Origin of the sequence: Sphingomonas gei (assembly GCF_004792685.1) — a bacterium.
Lineage (GTDB): Bacteria > Pseudomonadota > Alphaproteobacteria > Sphingomonadales > Sphingomonadaceae > Sphingomonas > Sphingomonas gei.
On sequence record NZ_SRXT01000002.1, the window covers coordinates 172,341 to 186,986 of the forward strand.

The 14,646-nt window shown below is 66.4% G+C and carries 17 protein-coding genes and 1 tRNA gene; 12 read left to right on the forward strand and 6 right to left on the reverse strand.

The window, feature by feature from the left end; translation table 11 throughout:
* Positions 1-12: 12 nt before the first annotated feature.
* Complete coding sequence (locus E5A73_RS04955) at positions 13-735, reverse strand: SIMPL domain-containing protein (protein ID WP_135962701.1); 723 nt, start codon at positions 733-735, stop codon at positions 13-15.
* Positions 736-817: 82 nt separating this feature from the next.
* Positions 818-1,078 (reverse strand): GlsB/YeaQ/YmgE family stress response membrane protein, encoded by a 261-nt coding sequence (locus tag E5A73_RS04960; protein ID WP_135962702.1) that lies wholly within the window; start codon positions 1,076-1,078, stop codon positions 818-820.
* A gap of 230 nt (positions 1,079-1,308) precedes the next feature.
* On the opposite strand from E5A73_RS04960, the gene E5A73_RS04965 reads away from it, so the two are divergent.
* From E5A73_RS04965 to E5A73_RS04975, 3 genes are all read left to right on the forward strand, one after another.
* Positions 1,309-2,508 carry an efflux RND transporter periplasmic adaptor subunit gene (locus E5A73_RS04965; RefSeq protein WP_135962703.1) on the forward strand — a complete coding sequence of 400 codons (1,200 nt, stop codon included), beginning with the start codon at positions 1,309-1,311 and terminating at the stop codon, positions 2,506-2,508.
* A gap of 12 nt (positions 2,509-2,520) precedes the next feature.
* On the forward strand, positions 2,521-5,670 hold the full coding sequence (locus E5A73_RS04970; RefSeq protein WP_135962704.1) for an efflux RND transporter permease subunit: 3,150 nt from the start codon (positions 2,521-2,523) through the stop codon (positions 5,668-5,670).
* Positions 5,671-5,758: 88 nt separating this feature from the next.
* Complete coding sequence (locus tag E5A73_RS04975; protein WP_135962705.1) at positions 5,759-6,964, forward strand: DUF445 domain-containing protein; 1,206 nt, start codon at positions 5,759-5,761, stop codon at positions 6,962-6,964.
* Between the two features lie 146 nt (positions 6,965-7,110).
* Here the strand turns inward: E5A73_RS04975 and E5A73_RS04980 are convergent, their stop codons facing one another.
* On the reverse strand, positions 7,111-7,581 hold the full coding sequence (locus tag E5A73_RS04980) for a pyridoxamine 5'-phosphate oxidase family protein (protein ID WP_135962706.1): 471 nt from the start codon (positions 7,579-7,581) through the stop codon (positions 7,111-7,113).
* 45 nt (positions 7,582-7,626) lie between these two features.
* Positions 7,627-8,298, reverse strand: coding sequence for an HAD family hydrolase (locus E5A73_RS04985; protein ID WP_135962707.1), 672 nt, complete (start codon positions 8,296-8,298; stop codon positions 7,627-7,629).
* Positions 8,299-8,374: 76 nt separating this feature from the next.
* Here E5A73_RS04985 and E5A73_RS04990 point away from each other — a divergent pair, with 76 nt between their 5' ends.
* From E5A73_RS04990 to E5A73_RS05005, 4 genes are read left to right on the forward strand one after another with little or no spacing between them, the layout of a single operon-like run.
* The gene (locus tag E5A73_RS04990; RefSeq protein WP_135962708.1) at positions 8,375-9,484 is read left to right on the forward strand and encodes an ABC transporter permease; all 1,110 of its coding nucleotides are present in this window, start codon (positions 8,375-8,377) and stop codon (positions 9,482-9,484) included.
* Positions 9,484-10,287, forward strand: a complete 804-nt coding sequence (locus E5A73_RS04995; RefSeq protein WP_135962709.1) for an ABC transporter ATP-binding protein — start codon at positions 9,484-9,486, stop codon at positions 10,285-10,287. The genes E5A73_RS04990 and E5A73_RS04995 overlap by 1 nt, the downstream gene beginning before the upstream one ends.
* A 7-nt stretch (positions 10,288-10,294) precedes the next feature.
* Entirely contained in the window at positions 10,295-11,257 is a 963-nt protein-coding gene (locus E5A73_RS05000; protein WP_135962710.1) for an MlaD family protein, read from the forward strand.
* Positions 11,258-11,265: 8 nt separating this feature from the next.
* Positions 11,266-11,856 (forward strand): ABC-type transport auxiliary lipoprotein family protein, encoded by a 591-nt coding sequence (locus E5A73_RS05005; protein WP_135962711.1) that lies wholly within the window; start codon positions 11,266-11,268, stop codon positions 11,854-11,856.
* Positions 11,857-11,967: 111 nt separating this feature from the next.
* Here the strand turns inward: E5A73_RS05005 and E5A73_RS05010 are convergent, their stop codons facing one another.
* Positions 11,968-12,840, reverse strand: a complete 873-nt coding sequence (locus E5A73_RS05010; protein ID WP_135962712.1) for a peptidylprolyl isomerase — start codon at positions 12,838-12,840, stop codon at positions 11,968-11,970.
* 75 nt (positions 12,841-12,915) lie between these two features.
* Here E5A73_RS05010 and E5A73_RS05015 point away from each other — a divergent pair.
* The 3 genes from E5A73_RS05015 (at position 12,916) to E5A73_RS21710 (ending at position 13,719) form a co-directional block, all read left to right on the forward strand.
* Positions 12,916-13,006 (forward strand) — tRNA-Ser (locus tag E5A73_RS05015).
* A gap of 221 nt (positions 13,007-13,227) precedes the next feature.
* Complete coding sequence (locus E5A73_RS21705; RefSeq protein ID WP_240700033.1) at positions 13,228-13,497, forward strand: Arm DNA-binding domain-containing protein; 270 nt, start codon at positions 13,228-13,230, stop codon at positions 13,495-13,497.
* Between the two features lie 39 nt (positions 13,498-13,536).
* A complete protein-coding gene (locus E5A73_RS21710) occupies positions 13,537-13,719 on the forward strand; it encodes a phage integrase central domain-containing protein (protein WP_240700034.1) in 183 nt (60 codons plus the stop codon).
* On the opposite strand, the gene E5A73_RS21715 is transcribed toward E5A73_RS21710, so the two are convergent.
* Positions 13,698-14,123 carry a hypothetical protein gene (locus tag E5A73_RS21715; RefSeq protein ID WP_240700035.1) on the reverse strand — a complete coding sequence of 142 codons (426 nt, stop codon included), beginning with the start codon at positions 14,121-14,123 and terminating at the stop codon, positions 13,698-13,700. The genes E5A73_RS21710 and E5A73_RS21715 overlap by 22 nt on opposite strands.
* 10 nt (positions 14,124-14,133) lie before the next feature.
* Here E5A73_RS21715 and E5A73_RS21570 point away from each other — a divergent pair, with 10 nt between their 5' ends.
* Together E5A73_RS21570 and E5A73_RS21575 are read left to right on the forward strand one after the other, a co-directional pair.
* Positions 14,134-14,355 (forward strand): hypothetical protein, encoded by a 222-nt coding sequence (locus E5A73_RS21570; RefSeq protein WP_206366418.1) that lies wholly within the window; start codon positions 14,134-14,136, stop codon positions 14,353-14,355.
* Positions 14,356-14,415: 60 nt separating this feature from the next.
* Entirely contained in the window at positions 14,416-14,577 is a 162-nt protein-coding gene (locus tag E5A73_RS21575) for a LysR substrate-binding domain-containing protein (protein WP_240700036.1), read from the forward strand.
* Positions 14,578-14,646: the final 69 nt, after the last annotated feature.

Consider the following 14,646-nt stretch of genomic DNA (forward strand, 5'->3'; position numbering starts at 1 on the left):
TTTCATACGCGGCTATTTGAGCAGGAAGCGCACCGACAGCGATACGCGCAGTTCCTGCTCGCCCGGGGCAATCTGCGTTTCGGCCTTGTCGGCGCTGAAGCGCTGGACCTGCGCCATCATCGGCATCGGCGGCGGCATCGCACCCCCTTCGGAGATCGACAGGATCCGAACGACGCGCAGGCCCGCGGCCTTCGCATAGAGTTCGGCGCGGCCTCGGGCCGCCGCGACCGCCGCGGTGCGCGCCTCGTCCAGCGCCGCCTCGGGCTTGTCGATCGTCAGATTGGGGCCCGAAATGTTGTTGGCGCCCTCGCGCACCAGCGCGTCGAGGATCGTGCCGCTCTTGGCGATGTCGCGAAAGCGCACGGTGACCTGGTTGCTCGCCTGATAACCGGTGATCACCGGCGGCTGGTTCTCCGCGTAGCGATATTGCGGGCTGAGCGCGATGTTCGAGGTCTGGACGTCACGCTCGGCGACACCCGCCTTGCGCAGCGCGGCGAGCACCGCCGCCATCTGGATGCCGTTCTGGCGCATCGCCTCGCCGGCAGTGGCGTGCTGGGTGACGACCCCCGCCTGGATGTTCGCGATATCGGGCGTTCGCGTGCTGCTGCCGTCGGCCGACACTTCCAGCAACGTGCCATCGGCCGGCAGCATCATCGGCCGGACTTCCTGCGCGGAGGCCGAGAGGCTGGCGAGCGTCAGCCCAGCGGCGGTGGTGAACAAGGCAAGGCGAATCATCGATACTCTCCCGTAACAAGGTCTGTCGCCGCCATGGTGCAGTCAGGCCGCACGCAAGCTGAACGAAGCCGAAGGCTGGCGTTCAGATACGGCGGACCATGACCATTCGATAGAATAGCAGCAGAATCACTGCCCCTGCGGTCGCTGCCGCGTAGGCCTGCCACGTGCTGTCACGGACCTCGAGCCCGAGCAGCGGCGTCAGGTAGAAAGCGATCAGCGCCCCAGCGATCCCGAACAGGATCGTGACGATGACCCCGCCGGGATCGCGCCCGGGCATGATCAATTTTCCGAGCGCGCCTGCGACCAGGCCGATCAATAGCCAACCCAGGATACCATGGGGCATGCGATCCCTCCCGTGACGGCTCGTTTTCGAGCCCGGTTTAAGCGTCGCGCCGTGCCGCCGCCATTGCAACCGTTTCTTCGAACAAACGATCGCGAACTTGCGAAAAAGGTCCAGAACGGGCATTGCGCACTGCACAAAGCGAAACGGCGCTTGTCGACGGTGCTTTATTCATCTAATACAGTGCGATCAAGGGGGCATCGGCCGTACCGGCCGGATTCGAAAGCTCGCACATGAACTATGAGGCAGGGATGTTCGGACGGCAGGAGCGGCTGGAGTTCACCGGCGAGGAAACCGCGCGCAAGAGCCGTCGGTGGATATGGATCGTCGCCGCGGCGATCGTGGTGGTGGGCGCCATCGCCTTCTTCATGATGAGCGGCTCGAAGGGCGCGGCGCCGAAAGGCGCGGCGGCCAAGGCCGAGGGCGGCGCCAGCCAGTCGCAGATCCCGACCGTGACCGTCGCGATCCCCGCACGCCAGACGGTGCAGACCATCGTCAGCGGCACCGGCAGCCTCGCGGCGCGGCGCGAAATGCCGGTCGGCGTGGCGGGCGAGGGCGGCGTGGTCACGCGCGTTCTGGTCGAGCCGGGCAGCTGGGTGGGCAAGGGCCAGGTGCTCGCGACCGTCGACCGCAGTGTCCAGGCGCAGACCGCGGAAGCGCTCGCTGCCTCGGTCCGCGTCGCGCAGGCAGATGCGCGCCTCGCACAGGCCGAGCTCGATCGTGCCCAACGGCTCGTGGCCAACGGGTTCATCTCGAAGGCCGATATCGATCGCAAGACTGCGACCCGCGATCAGGCGCTCGCGCGCGTCCGCGTCGCGCAGGCGCAGTTTTCCGAGACGCAGGCGCGCAATCGCCGGCTCGACATCCGTGCGCCCGAAGCCGGGCTGGTGCTGACGCGCCAGGTCGAACCCGGCCAGATCGTCAGCGCGGGATCGGGCGTGCTGTTCCGCATGGCCCAGGGCGGCCAGATGGAGCTGCGCACCCAGCTTTCCGAAGTCGACCTGCAGAAGCTGCGTCCGGGCGCAGTCGCCGAAGTGACTCCGACCGGGACCACGCAGGTCTTCAAGGGCGAAGTCTGGCAGGTTTCGCCGGTGATCGATCCGCAGACGCGCCAGGGCATCGCCCGGGTTTCGCTGAAATACGATCCGGCGCTGCGTCCGGGCGGCTTTGCCAGCGCACGCATCATTTCGGGCGGGCTGACCGCAGTGATGCTGCCCCAGTCGGCGGTGCAGAGCGACAATGACGGCAATTTCGTCTATGTCCTCGACGCCAAGAACCAGGCGGCGCGCCGCGGCGTGACCACCGGCGACGTCACCGAGGCGGGCGTGGCGATCACCAGTGGGCTGAACGGCACCGAGCGCGTCGTGCTGACCGCGGGCGCCTTCCTCAATCCCGGTCAGAAGGTTATCCCGAACCTTCAAAAGTCGAAGTAAAGGCGAACAAAGATGGGCTTCCGGAACATCTCGGCCTGGGCGATCCGCAATCCGGTTCCGCCGATCGTCCTCTTCATCGCGCTGACGATCGCCGGGCTGGTCAGCTTCGCCCGGATGGACGTCAACAACGAGCCGGACATCGACTTCCCGATCGTGTGGATCGCGATCAGCCAGCCCGGTGCCGCACCCAGCGAGCTCGAGAACCAGATCACCCAGAAGGTCGAATCGGCGGTCCGCAGCCTGCAGGGCATCGACGAGATCACCTCGACTGTTTCGGAAGGCAGCAGCCAGACCGTCGTCCAGCTTACGCTCGGCATGCCGATCGACCGCGCGGTCGAAGACGTGCGCAGTGCGATCCAGCAGATCCGCGGCGACTTGCCCGATGGCATCCTCGAGCCGCAGATCGGCCGCGCCGATACGTCGAGCGACGAGATCGCCAGCTTCACCGCGGTCGCCACCGACATGACGGTGTCGGACCTCAGCTGGTACATCGACAACAGCGTCGCCAAGGAGCTGCTCGCGGTTTCCGGCATGTCGGCGGTCGAGCGCAACGGCGGCGTCGACCGCGAGATTCGCGTGGTGCTCGATCCCGCCAAGCTCCAGTCGGTCGGGCTCACCGCGAGCCAGGTCAACCAGCAGCTCCGCCAGGTCAACATGAACGCGGCGGGCGGCCGCGCCGAGATTTCGGGCTTCGAGCAATCGGTCCGCGTGATCGGCAATGCCGACAGCGCCTATCGCCTCGGCCAGTCGCAGATCTCGACCGGCAACGGACGGACGGTGCGGCTCGCCGACATCGCCAACGTCAAGGACGGCTATGCCGAGCAGCGCAGTATGGCCAAGTATAATGGCCATCAGGTGATCTCGTTCGACATCAAGCGCGCCAAGGGCGCGTCCGACGTGGTGGTGTTCCACGATGCCCAAAAGGCGCTGAAGAAGCTCGAGGAGCGCAATCCGAAGGTCCGGTTCGAGCTGCTCAACAACAATTCCAAATATGCCGAGCAGCAATATCACACCGCGATGGAAGCGATGATCGAAGGTGCGGTGCTCGCCGTGATCGTCGTGTTCATCTTCCTGCGCGACTGGCGCGCGACGGCGATCTCCGCGCTCGCGATCCCGCTATCGGCGATCCCGAGCTTCTGGTTCATGGACATGATGGGCTTCACGCTCAACCAGATGACGTTGCTCGGGCTGTCGCTCGTCGCGGGCGTGCTGGTCGACGACGCGATCGTCGAGATCGAGAATATCGTGCGGCACATGCGGATGGGCAAATCGGCCTATCAGGCGTCGATCGACGCGGCCGACGAGATCGGCGTGGCGGTGCTCGCCACGACCATGTCGATCGTCGCGGTGTTCCTCCCGGTCAGCCTGATGCCGGGCATTTCCGGCGAGTATTTCAAGAATTTCGGAATGACCGTGGTCGCCTCGGTGCTGATGTCGCTGGCAGTCGCGCGGCTGCTGACGCCGATGATCGCGGCCTATTTCCTCAAGGCCGCGGGTCATGCCAATCATGGCGAGGGCCGGATCATGGACGCCTATACCGGGCTGCTGCGCTGGACGCTGCGGCACCGCTGGGCAGCGATCGCCGGCTATGTGCTCTCGCTGGCGGCGACGCTGCTGATGTTCGCCACGTCGCCATCGACCTTCCAGCCGGCGCAGGACCAGGACAGCGTCACCGCGACGATCGAAATGGTCCCCGGCACGCCGCTGGCGGATACCGAACGGGTCGTCGCGCAGGTCGCGGAGATCCTCCGCCAGGAGCCGATGGTCACCGACATCTACAGCCGCAGCTTCGTCGGCAACGGCCGGGTTACTGCGCAGCTGCGCGAGGACCATGACGAGAAGAGCACCGCGTTCGAAAAGCGCGTTGCGCCCAAGCTGATCGCGATCGCCGACGCACGCGTCAATTTCCGCTCGCAATTTGGCTGGGGGTCGAGCGGGCGCGACTTGACGATCACGCTGGGCGGCGAGGATCCGGCGCTGCTCAACCAGACGGCGAATACGCTGGTGAAGCAAATGGAGGGGATGAAGGAAGTCGTGGCACCGCGCGTCGCGGGCGATCTCAACCGCCCCGAGATCGTGATCCGCCCGCGGCTGGACCTGGCCGCCAATCTCGGCGTGACCACGGCCGCATTGTCCAGCGCGATCCGCATCGCGACCCTGGGCGACATCGACCAGAACAGCGCCAAATTCTCGCTCTCCGATCGCCAGATCCCGATCCGGGTGGCGCTCGACGAGGATGCCCGCGCCAAGCTGTCGACGATTTCGAACATGCCGGTGCAGACGCAGAACGGCGGATCGGTGCCGCTGTCGGTCGTCGCCGATATCGGCTTCGGTGCCGGCCCGACTCGCATCCAGCGGCTCAACCTCCAGCGCCGGCTCGTCGTCGGCGCCGATCTCGCCATGGACCCGGCGACCGGCAAGCCTTTCATCAACAACGAAGTGATGAAGAAGGTCAACGCGCTGCCGATCATGACGAACCTGCCGCAGGGCGTCGGCCAGATGACCGTCGGCCAGGCCAAGTGGCAGGCGGAGATGCTCAGCAACTTCTTCGTCGCGCTCGCCTCGGGGATCTTCCTCGTCTTCGCGGTGCTGGTGCTGCTCTATCGGCGCTTCGTCTCGCCGCTGGTCAACATGGGATCGCTGCTCAACGCACCTCTGGGCGGGCTGATCGCGCTCAAGCTGTTCGGCATGCCGCTGTCGTTGCCGGTGTTCATTGGCATCCTGATGCTGTTCGGCATCGTCGCGAAGAACTCGATCCTGCTGGTCGATTTCGCGCTCGAGGAGATGGCCAAAGGCGTCGACAAGTTCACCGCGATCGTCGACGCCGGGCACAAGCGCGCCCAGCCGATCGTGATGACCACGATCGCGATGGTCGCGGGGATGATCCCGACCGCGCTTTCGCTGAGCGGGGATTCGTCGTGGCGTGCGCCGATGGGCGTGGTCGTCATCGGCGGGTTGATCCTGTCGACGATCCTCACGCTGGTGATCGTGCCGGCGCTGTTCAGCCTCGCGGTCGGCCTCGAAACCTGGCTCGGGCCGCGGCTGTCGCGGCGCCTGCTCACCTTCAAGCCCGGCGATGACGGCGCCCGCGTGCTCGGCCACGCGCACGACGGCAAGGCGATCGATCACAAGCCCGGAGACGAACCGCAGCCCGCAGAGTGAACTTCGGCGCGGTTCGGGTATTGGGGAGCGTGTGACCAGGTCGCGCGCTCCCCTTGCCGTTGAAGCCGTCCCCGCGGGGCTTCGCCGCATGCGGCTGGTCGCGACCGGGCTGCTCGTGCTGATGGCCGTGATCTTCCTCGCGGCGCGCCACTTCGACCCCGTCCATCCGGCGATCGGCTATGTCCGCGCCTTTTCCGAAGCGGCGATGGTCGGCGGGCTGGCGGACTGGTTTGCAGTGACGGCGCTGTTTCGCCATCCGCTCCATCTGCCGATCCCGCACACCGCGATCATCCCGCGCAACAAGGATCGCATCGCGGAGACGCTGGCCGCGTTCCTGCGCGACAATTTCCTGATTCCGCGCGTCGTCGCCCGGCGGATGCAGCGCGTCGACGTGGCGCGAGCGGCCGGACGCTGGCTCGCCGATCCCGGCGCGGGCCGCGGGCGGCTGCGGGCGGGAATCGGCCGGCTCGCCGCCGACATGCTCGAAGCGCTCGACCAGGAGCGGCTGGGCGGCATGGCCAAGCGCGCGCTGGCCGAGCGGCTGCGCGGGCTCGAGGTCGCACCTTTGCTGGGGCGCGCGCTCGAGACCGCGATGAAGGAAGACCGGCATCGGCCGCTGCTCGACGGCATCGTCCATTGGGCGGCCAAGGTGCTCGATGCCAACGAGCATCTCATCCGCCAGATGGTGCACGAGCGCTCGGGATCGGTGATGCGCTGGACCGGGCTCGACGAGACGCTCGCCAACAGGATCATCGCGGGTCTCGCCAAGCTGATCGGCGACATGGCCGAGGATCCCGGCCATCCGCTGCGCGCCAAGGCCGACGAGGGGCTGGCGCAGCTCGCGCACGACTTGCAGCACGATCCCGAGAAGCGTGCCCGCGTCGAGGCATTCAAGAACGAGTTGCTGGTCAACCCCGCGCTGGGCGACTGGTGGATGGGGGTGTGGGAATCGGGTCGCGCGGCGCTGTTGCGGCTGGCCCGCGATCCCGATCGGGTGCTGGGGGGCGAGTTGAGCGGGGCGCTGCGCCAATTGGGCGAGACATTGCAGGGAGATGCGCGGCTCGCCGACACGATCAATCGCTTCGTGCGCCGCGCCGCGGTGGGCGCGGCCTCGGACTATGGCGACGGCATCGTTCGATTGGTCTCGGACACGATCCGCGGCTGGGACGCGCAGACGATCACCGGGCGGCTGGAGAATGCCGTGGGGCGCGACCTGCAATATATCCGGATCAACGGGACTTTGGTCGGCGGGCTGGTGGGGGTGGCAATCCACGCGGCGGATGCGGTGCTGTGACCGCTCCCCTCCCTGAAAGGGAGGGGCTGGGGGTGGGTGCGAGCACAGCGAGCCCAACACTGCAGTGGGAATAAAGAAAAGGCCGGGCATCGAGCCCGACCTTTTCTTACCCACCCCCTAACCCCTCCCTTGCCGGGAGGAGAATTTCACTCCGTCGCAGTCGCCCGCGTCTCCGGCGTGGCGCCGGCCAGCACGAACTCGCCCTGGTCACCGCCGTCCCAATAATGCGCCCGCACGCCGCGAACCTGGATCAGCGTGAGCCCCGGTGTGTCGGCCCCCTGCTCGAACCACAGATCGAGATCCTTGGCCCAATGCGCCTCGAACTGCGCCTTGTCCCGGATCAGTTCGGCCTCGCCTTCGATATGGACGAACAGCGGTTTCATGCCGAGCAGCCCGCTCTTGCCGTGGAAGCTCAGCGCGCATTTCGGGTCGGCGCGCAGGTCTTGCACCGTCCTTGTGGCTTCGAGGGCGAAATACCAGCTGTCGCCGTCATAATCGACGTCGCGGTTGTTGCTCATCGGACGCCCGGCGATGGTGCCGCCGGTCGAATGCGTCGAGAGCGTCGCGAAATCGATGTGCTTGATGATCTCCGCCAGCTCGGCGAGTGTCTTGGTCACGCATCGTCTCCTTGGTTTGCGGAGGAAGAACGCAACGAACCTGGATTATCTCCAGTCGAGCTGCGGCCAGCCGCGCGCCTGTGCCAGCGCCCGCAGCGGGCCATGCGCATTGACCGCAAAAGGCTCGTCCGCCCATTCGAGCAGCGGCGCGTCCGATACGTGATCCGAATAGGCACGGACGTGCATGTCCTGCCGCGAGACTCCCGCGGCCTTCATCCAGCTTTCGATCATGCGGAGCTTTACGGGGCCGTAACAGTTCTCTCCTTCGATCAGTGAGAGAATACGGCCTTGCCCATCGCGTTTCGCCTGCGTGGCGATGACATCGTCAAACCCGAGCAGCCGGCCGATCGCCGCGGCATAATAGCCGTGCGACGCCGTGGCCATCACCAGCCAATAGCCGGCGGCGCGATCGGCGGCGATCCGTTCGCGCGCGCCGCGAAGGACCCCCTTGTCGACTTCGGTCGCCGCGAATTCCTCGGCGACGCCGGCCAGATCGGCCTCGGTCAGCGTCTGGCCGAGCAGCACGCGATGGGAGAGCTGCTTCAACCTTCCGCGATCGACCAGCTTGAGCAGATAGCCGAGCCCCGCAACGCCGACGAGCGGCATCAGCGCGAGACGCCACGGCGTCCGCATCCGCGCCGCGTGAACGAGGAAGCGCGTCCAGGTCGCCTCCGCGGTGATCGTCTTGTCCATGTCGTAAATTGCCAGGTGCTGCATTGGCGCATCTAGGCTTTCACAGCGTGCCAGAGCAAATCCTTGCCGTTCCAGCGCGAATCGCCGAAAGGTGGCCGCGATGAGGGGAAGCGCAGATTTCGAACGAGTCGATGAGGGCGGCGGCACCACGCTGCGCTTCACCGGCAACCTGTCGCTCGCGTGCCTGCGCGACCTCCCCGACCGGCTCAACGCCGTCGACGGCCCGGTGGCGCGGCTAGACCTGAGCGATGTGGAGCGACTCGACACCGTCGGCGCATGGCTGGTCCACCGCTTCGCGCGCGATCACGGCTCCTCCATCGACGGGCTGGAGGCCGACGAGCAGCATCTGCTCGATCAGGTCGCCGCAGCCGAGCATCCGATCGAATTGCCGCGCAAAGCGGCGGATCCGTTCACGCGGATGCTGGGCGAAGTCGGCGACGCGATCTACGTCGCCGGCAGTACCATGTATGGCCTGCTGGGCTTCATGGGCGCGACGACGATCGCCTTCTGGAACGTCTTCACGCACCCCCGCCGCTTTCGCTTCAATGCCACGGTCCACCGGTTCGAAGTCGTCGGCGTCTCGGCACTGGGCATCATCGGGCTGATGAGCTTCCTGATCGGCATCGTCATCGCCCAGCAGGGCGCGGTGCAGCTTCGCCAGTTCGGCGCGGAGGTCTATACGATCAACCTGGTCGGCCGGATCACGCTGCGCGAACTCGGCGTGCTGATGACTGCGATCATGGTCGCCGGCCGCTCGGGATCGGCTTTCGCTGCGCAGATCGGCACGATGAAGCTCACCGAAGAGATCGACGCGATGCGGACGATCGGCGTCTCGCCGATGGAGGCGCTGGTGGTGCCGCGCACGCTGGCGGTGGTGCTGATGATGCCGCTGCTCGGCTTCTACGCTTCGCTGATCGCGATCATGGGTGGCGGGCTGCTCTGCTGGATCAGCCTCGACATTCCGCCGATCACCTTCATCCAGCGGATCCGCGAAGTCGTGCCGCTCACCGATCTGTGGGTCGGCATGATCAAGGCGCCGGTGTTCGGCGCGATCATCGCGATTTCCGGCTGTTTCCAGGGCATGCAGGTCGAGGCCGATGCCGAGCAGGTCGGCGCCCGCACGACCACCGCCGTCGTCCAGGCGATCTTCCTCGTCATCGTGCTCGACGCCTTCTTCGCGGTGTTCTTCAGCGAAGTGGGCTGGATCTGATGGCGCGCCGCGAACGCGAAGACGTCGTCATCCGCGTCCAAGGCCTCAGGAACGGCTTTGGCGAGCAGATCGTCCATGAAGGGCTCGACCTCGAGGTGCGCCGCGGCGAGATTCTCGGCGTGGTCGGCGGATCGGGCACCGGCAAATCAGTGTTGATGCGCTCGATCATCGGGCTGCAGACTCCGCTCGAAGGCAGCATCGAAGTGTTCGGCGAGAATACGATCGGCCGCGAGGAGACCGAGGCGACCAATATCCGCAAACGCTGGGGCATCCTGTTCCAGGGCGGCGCGTTGTTCTCGACCTTGACCGTGTCCGAGAACGTCCAGGTTCCGATCAAGGAATTCTACCCCGGGCTCGACCAGGCGCTGCTTGAGGAAATCGCGGCGTACAAGGTGGTGATGACCGGGCTCTCGCCCGACGCCGGGCCCAAGTTTCCGGCCGAGCTTTCCGGCGGGATGAAGAAGCGCGCCGGACTGGCCCGCGCGCTGGCGCTCGATCCCGAACTGCTGTTCCTCGACGAGCCCACCGCCGGGCTCGACCCGATCGGGGCGGCGGCGTTCGACGAACTCACCGCATCGCTTCAGAAGACTTTGGGGCTGACGGTTTTCCTGATCACGCACGACCTCGATACGCTATATGCGATCTGCGACCGCGTCGCGGTGCTCGCCGACAAAAGGGTGATCGCAGTCGGCACGATCGACGAACTGCTCGCGCTGGATCATCCGTGGATCCAGGAATATTTCAGGGGACCGCGCGGGCGCGCCGCGGTCGCCAGCGCCGAACGGGCGCAAGCGAGGACATGAGGCTCTGATGGAAACGCGATCGAACCATGTACTCGTTGGCGCCGTGGTGCTGATCCTGCTCGCGGTGCTGTGCCTGTTCATCGTCTGGCTGGCGCGGATGAGCGGCGGCAGCGAGCGCCAGTACGACATCTTTTTCAAGCAATCGGTCGATGGGCTCAATCCGGGTTCGCAAGTGAGCTTTTCGGGCGTGCCTTCGGGGCAGGTCAAGGAGATCAGCTTCTGGAAGCCCGATCCCAGTCTGGTCCGCGTCCGGGTGAGCGTCAACGACGACGTGCCGATCCTCGAGGGCACCACCGCTTCGATCCAGGGCAGCTTCACCGGGCCGAGCACCGTCCAACTCGACGGCGCGGTCAAGGGCGCGCCGCCGATCGTCTGCCCCGAGGCCAATCCGCGCGCGGCGTGCCCGCTCGGCGTGCCGGTGATCCCGACCAAGCAAGGCGGGCTCGGCGCGCTGCTGAGCTCGGCGCCGCAATTGCTCGAGCGCATCTCGACGCTGACCGAGCGCCTCGGCGACCTGCTCGGCGACAAGAACCAGAACTCGATCGCGGGCATCCTCGCCAACACCAATCGGCTGACCGATGCGCTCGCCGATCGCGGTCCCGAGATCGCCGCGACCCTGGCCGAGACCCGGATCGCCATCCAGAAATTCGGGCTGGCGACCGAGGAGCTCGGCAAGCTCGCCAACACCACCAACGGCGTGATTGCCGAGGACGTTCGCCCGACGATCGCCAATCTCAACCGCACGATCGGCTCGGCGCGCAAGTCGATGGAGACGCTCGACGCGACGATCGGCGACGCCCGGCCCGGGCTGCAGGCGCTGTCGAAGAAGACGATCCCCGAGATCGGCCAGCTCGTCCAGGACCTGCGCGTGATGTCGACCAGCCTCGCCTCGGTTGCCGAAAAGCTCGATCAGGGCGGCGCCTCCAGCCTCGTCGGCTCGCCCAAGCTGCCCGACTATAAAAAGAAGTGAGGATCATGATGAACAAGCGCGCTCTGCTCCTCGCCTTGCCGCTCCTGGCCTCGCTCGGCGGCTGCATCTCGTTCGGCGGCAAGCCGCCCAAGTCGCTGCTGACGCTGACTTCGACGGCGACGCTGCCGGTCGGCGAATCGCAGCGTTCGAACGTCGCCGCGACGATCACCGTCGCGGTGCCGTCGCTGCCGCAGGAGCTCGCCTCGTCGCGGGTGCCGGTGCATTCGGGCGGCACCGCGATCGCCTTCGTCGAGGACGCGCAATGGGTCGAGCGTCCGTCGCAGCTGCTCCAGCGGCTGCTCGGCGACACGATCACTGCGCGCACCGGCCGGCTGGTGCTGAGCTCGCGCCAGTCGCTCACCGATCCCGGTGCCTATCTGATGGGCGAGCTGCGCCGCTTCGGCGTCGAGGAAGAAACCAGGGAAGCGGTGGTCACCTATGACGCCGCCTTGATCCGCGGGGCGGAGACCGTGGTCGAGAAGCGCCGCTTCGAAGCGCGCGTGCCGGTGACCGAGATCGAGGCGGCCCAGGTCGGCGCCGCGCTCAACCAGGCTGCGAACCAGGTTGCGGGCGAAGTCGCCGACTGGGTCGGGAAGTAGATTTCCTCGGTTCGCCCTGAGCTTATCGCAGGGCGGTTCTCCTCTTGGCGGATCGCTCGTGGACGGCCGGCCTTCGACAAGCTCAGGCCGAACGGGGATTGCGGCCAGTAATCAAGGTGCGCGGCGGATCGGCGCCTGCGCGTTGCAGATGTCGGCGCCGCCCGCGGGCACGGTGAAGAAAGGCGGCTTGCGGTTCTCGCGCTCGCTCAGCCAGGCGGCGAAGCGTTCATTGTCGGTCGCGCGATATTCGAAATGCGGGCGCTCGTCGTCGGGCAGCTGGCTGGCGAGGCGAACCGACAGGATCGGCACGCGCTCGGCCGGATCCTCATAGACCCCCAGCGCGCCGCCGCCGCGCGGCAGCGTCGAGAGCCACTGGATTCCTTCGACGACCCGGCCGATGATTGCGATGTTGCGATCGAGATGGCGTGGCGCATGGCCGATCACGGCATAGAGCTCGGCGCCGCTGCCGGTGCTCGGTGCCAGGTCGCGCGCGACGCCGACCATGCCGTAGCAATGGGTGAGCCAGCTCGCTTTGCCGTCGGTGGCGAGCGGCCAGCCGTCGGCGCTGTGCCCGGTCCTGGTGGCATAGGGATCGGTGCGCGCGAAATGCGTGACGCCGTCATAGCGGCTCCATTCATATTCGGCGGGCGGGTTCTCGATCACCATGGGGGGGAGCGTCGTCGGCTTGTCCTCGCCGCCGCCCCATTGCGCGACATAATTGTCCTGCACGCGATAGACGCTGGTGCCGTCCCACCAATGCGCTTCGGCGAGCTTGCGGATATTGGCGACATGCGCGGGCGCAAACCGCGGGGCGAGCCGGATGAAGACCTGATGCCCGCCGCGCAGCGTCATCACCAGCAGCTCCTTGTCGGGGATCGGCTGCCAGTCGGACGCAGCGGCGTCGGACGGAGCTGCCGGCGCTGTCTGGGCGATGGCGGGGACGGCGGCGGCGAGCGCGGAAAGCGCGAGCAGGGGCTTGAGCATGACGCGAGACTGGCACGCGCGCCTGCGCTTGCCTAGCCCGCCCGCACGGGCTAGGGCCGCGCCTTCCCGGTATGCGGAGCGGTGGCCGAGTGGTCGAAGGCGCTCGCCTGGAAAGTGAGTATACGCCAAAAGCGTATCGTGGGTTCGAATCCCACCCGCTCCGCCATTTCCCCGTTTCAGGGGTCCGCAAAAGGCCACCGGTATCGACTTTTTCTCCGTGATTACCCGCGCTTAGCTCGCGCCTTGGCCATGGCGATCCATGTACCTCCACTCAAATCGAGGTACTGATTCGTGGCATCGGCGGTCGAAAATCGTGATACTTTGGAGAAACCCGATGCTGAGTGATGCGAAAGTCCGCGCGGCCAAGCCGCGCCCCAATCCTACAAATTGTCCGACGCCAATCGCCTCTTCCTGCTCGTGACCCCGAGCGGCGGAAAGCTGTGGCGCTACGGCTATTATTATGACGGCAAGCAGAAGACGCTCACTTTCGGCGCCTACCCTCTGATCTCGCTCTCGGAAGCCCGCGTGAAGCGCGACGAGGCCGCCGGCCTCCTTGCCGAAGGGCACGACCCTAATCTCGTCCGGAAGCTCAGGATAAATGCAACGATCGAGGCGGCTCGCCTGACCTTCGAGAAGGTAGCACGCGAATGGCACTAGAACGCGAAGTCGCAATGGGCGTCCGTCCACGCCGCCGACGTGATCCGCAGCCTCGAACGCGATGTCTTTCCAACCATAGGGGAGCTTCCGATCGGGCAGCTCACGCCGCCACTGGTCTTTGGCGTCCGGCGCGAGATCGAGGCTCGCGGATCGATCGAGACCGCGAAGCCCGTTCGCCAGCGCATCTCCGCCGTTTTCGTCTACGGGATCGCCAGGGCATAGTGAGGGACGATCCCGCCGAAGGGCTGGGTGCCGTACTGAAACCACTTCGAAAGGGTCGCCAGCCGGCGATCACCGATCTCGCCCCGCTCCAGAAGATGATCGTCGCGGCGGAGGAGGATTATGCCCGCCCGGTGACACGACTGGCGCTGCGCCTGCTTGCGTTGACCGCGGTTCGCCCCAGCGAACTGCGCGGCGCCGAATGGGCCGAGTTCGGGGATCTCAACGGACGGGCGCCATTGTGGCGCATCCCTTCCGCACGAATGAAGGGGGACCTCGATCGAAAGGAAGAATCGAACGGCGATCACCTCGTTCCCCTCGCGCCCCAGGCTGTCGCCGTTCTCCGGGCGCTGGGGCCATTGACGGGATCTGGGCCGCTTCTGTTTCCGAGCAACCGCCATGCGCATCGGCCGATGAGTGAAAACGCGATCGGGGCAGTTCGCCAAGCTCCTTACGGGTGTCCTGAAGCGATTGTTCGAGCTGGTCGTACACCCCCGGCCGAAGGTCTTTCAGGCAAGGCCAGGGGCCACCGCCGTGGTGCGGACCGAGGACGGGGGCGCCTTCCATGCGCGAGCGCGCGACGTGCTCGCCGATGTCGACGACCTGCAATCGATGTTCGCAGGAGATCGCGTGGCGTAGCGGGGACGGCTTCCGGTCGATCTGCCAACCGAGCTTGCGCGCACGACGATCGTCCCGGCGTTGCCGACGTTCATGGCCGCTCATCCCCAACTGGAGCTCGAAGTCTCAAGCACGGACCGGCAGTTCGATCTGGTCCAGGAAGGGTTCGATTGCGTGCTGCGGATCGGGCCGGTTGGCGACGAGACGCTGATCGCCCGACCGCTCGGTAGTTGCGCATGGTGAACGCCGCCAACCCCGCCTATCTGGCGCGCCACGGCCTCCCGCGGTCGCTGGACGACTGGACGCGTCAGG

Bases quoted from the DNA above. Each gene is read 5' to 3' on its own strand.
- E5A73_RS04970 (WP_135962704.1), top strand. From the start codon at position 2,521: ATGGGCTTCCGGAACATCTCGGCCTGGGCGATCCGCAATCCGGTTCCG.
- E5A73_RS04995 (WP_135962709.1), top strand. From the start codon at position 9,484: ATGGCGCGCCGCGAACGCGAAGACGTCGTCATCCGCGTCCAAGGCCTC.
- E5A73_RS04965 (WP_135962703.1), top strand. From the start codon at position 1,309: ATGAACTATGAGGCAGGGATGTTCGGACGGCAGGAGCGGCTGGAGTTC.
- E5A73_RS05010 (WP_135962712.1), bottom strand. From the start codon at position 12,840: ATGCTCAAGCCCCTGCTCGCGCTTTCCGCGCTCGCCGCCGCCGTCCCC.
- E5A73_RS04955 (WP_135962701.1), bottom strand. From the start codon at position 735: ATGATTCGCCTTGCCTTGTTCACCACCGCCGCTGGGCTGACGCTCGCC.
- E5A73_RS05000 (WP_135962710.1), top strand. From the start codon at position 10,295: ATGGAAACGCGATCGAACCATGTACTCGTTGGCGCCGTGGTGCTGATC.
- E5A73_RS04960 (WP_135962702.1), bottom strand. From the start codon at position 1,078: ATGCCCCATGGTATCCTGGGTTGGCTATTGATCGGCCTGGTCGCAGGC.
- E5A73_RS04985 (WP_135962707.1), bottom strand. From the start codon at position 8,298: ATGCAGCACCTGGCAATTTACGACATGGACAAGACGATCACCGCGGAG.
- E5A73_RS04975 (WP_135962705.1), top strand. From the start codon at position 5,759: ATGCGGCTGGTCGCGACCGGGCTGCTCGTGCTGATGGCCGTGATCTTC.
- E5A73_RS05005 (WP_135962711.1), top strand. From the start codon at position 11,266: ATGAACAAGCGCGCTCTGCTCCTCGCCTTGCCGCTCCTGGCCTCGCTC.
- E5A73_RS21715 (WP_240700035.1), bottom strand. From the start codon at position 14,123: ATGCGCATGGCGGTTGCTCGGAAACAGAAGCGGCCCAGATCCCGTCAA.
- E5A73_RS04990 (WP_135962708.1), top strand. From the start codon at position 8,375: ATGAGGGGAAGCGCAGATTTCGAACGAGTCGATGAGGGCGGCGGCACC.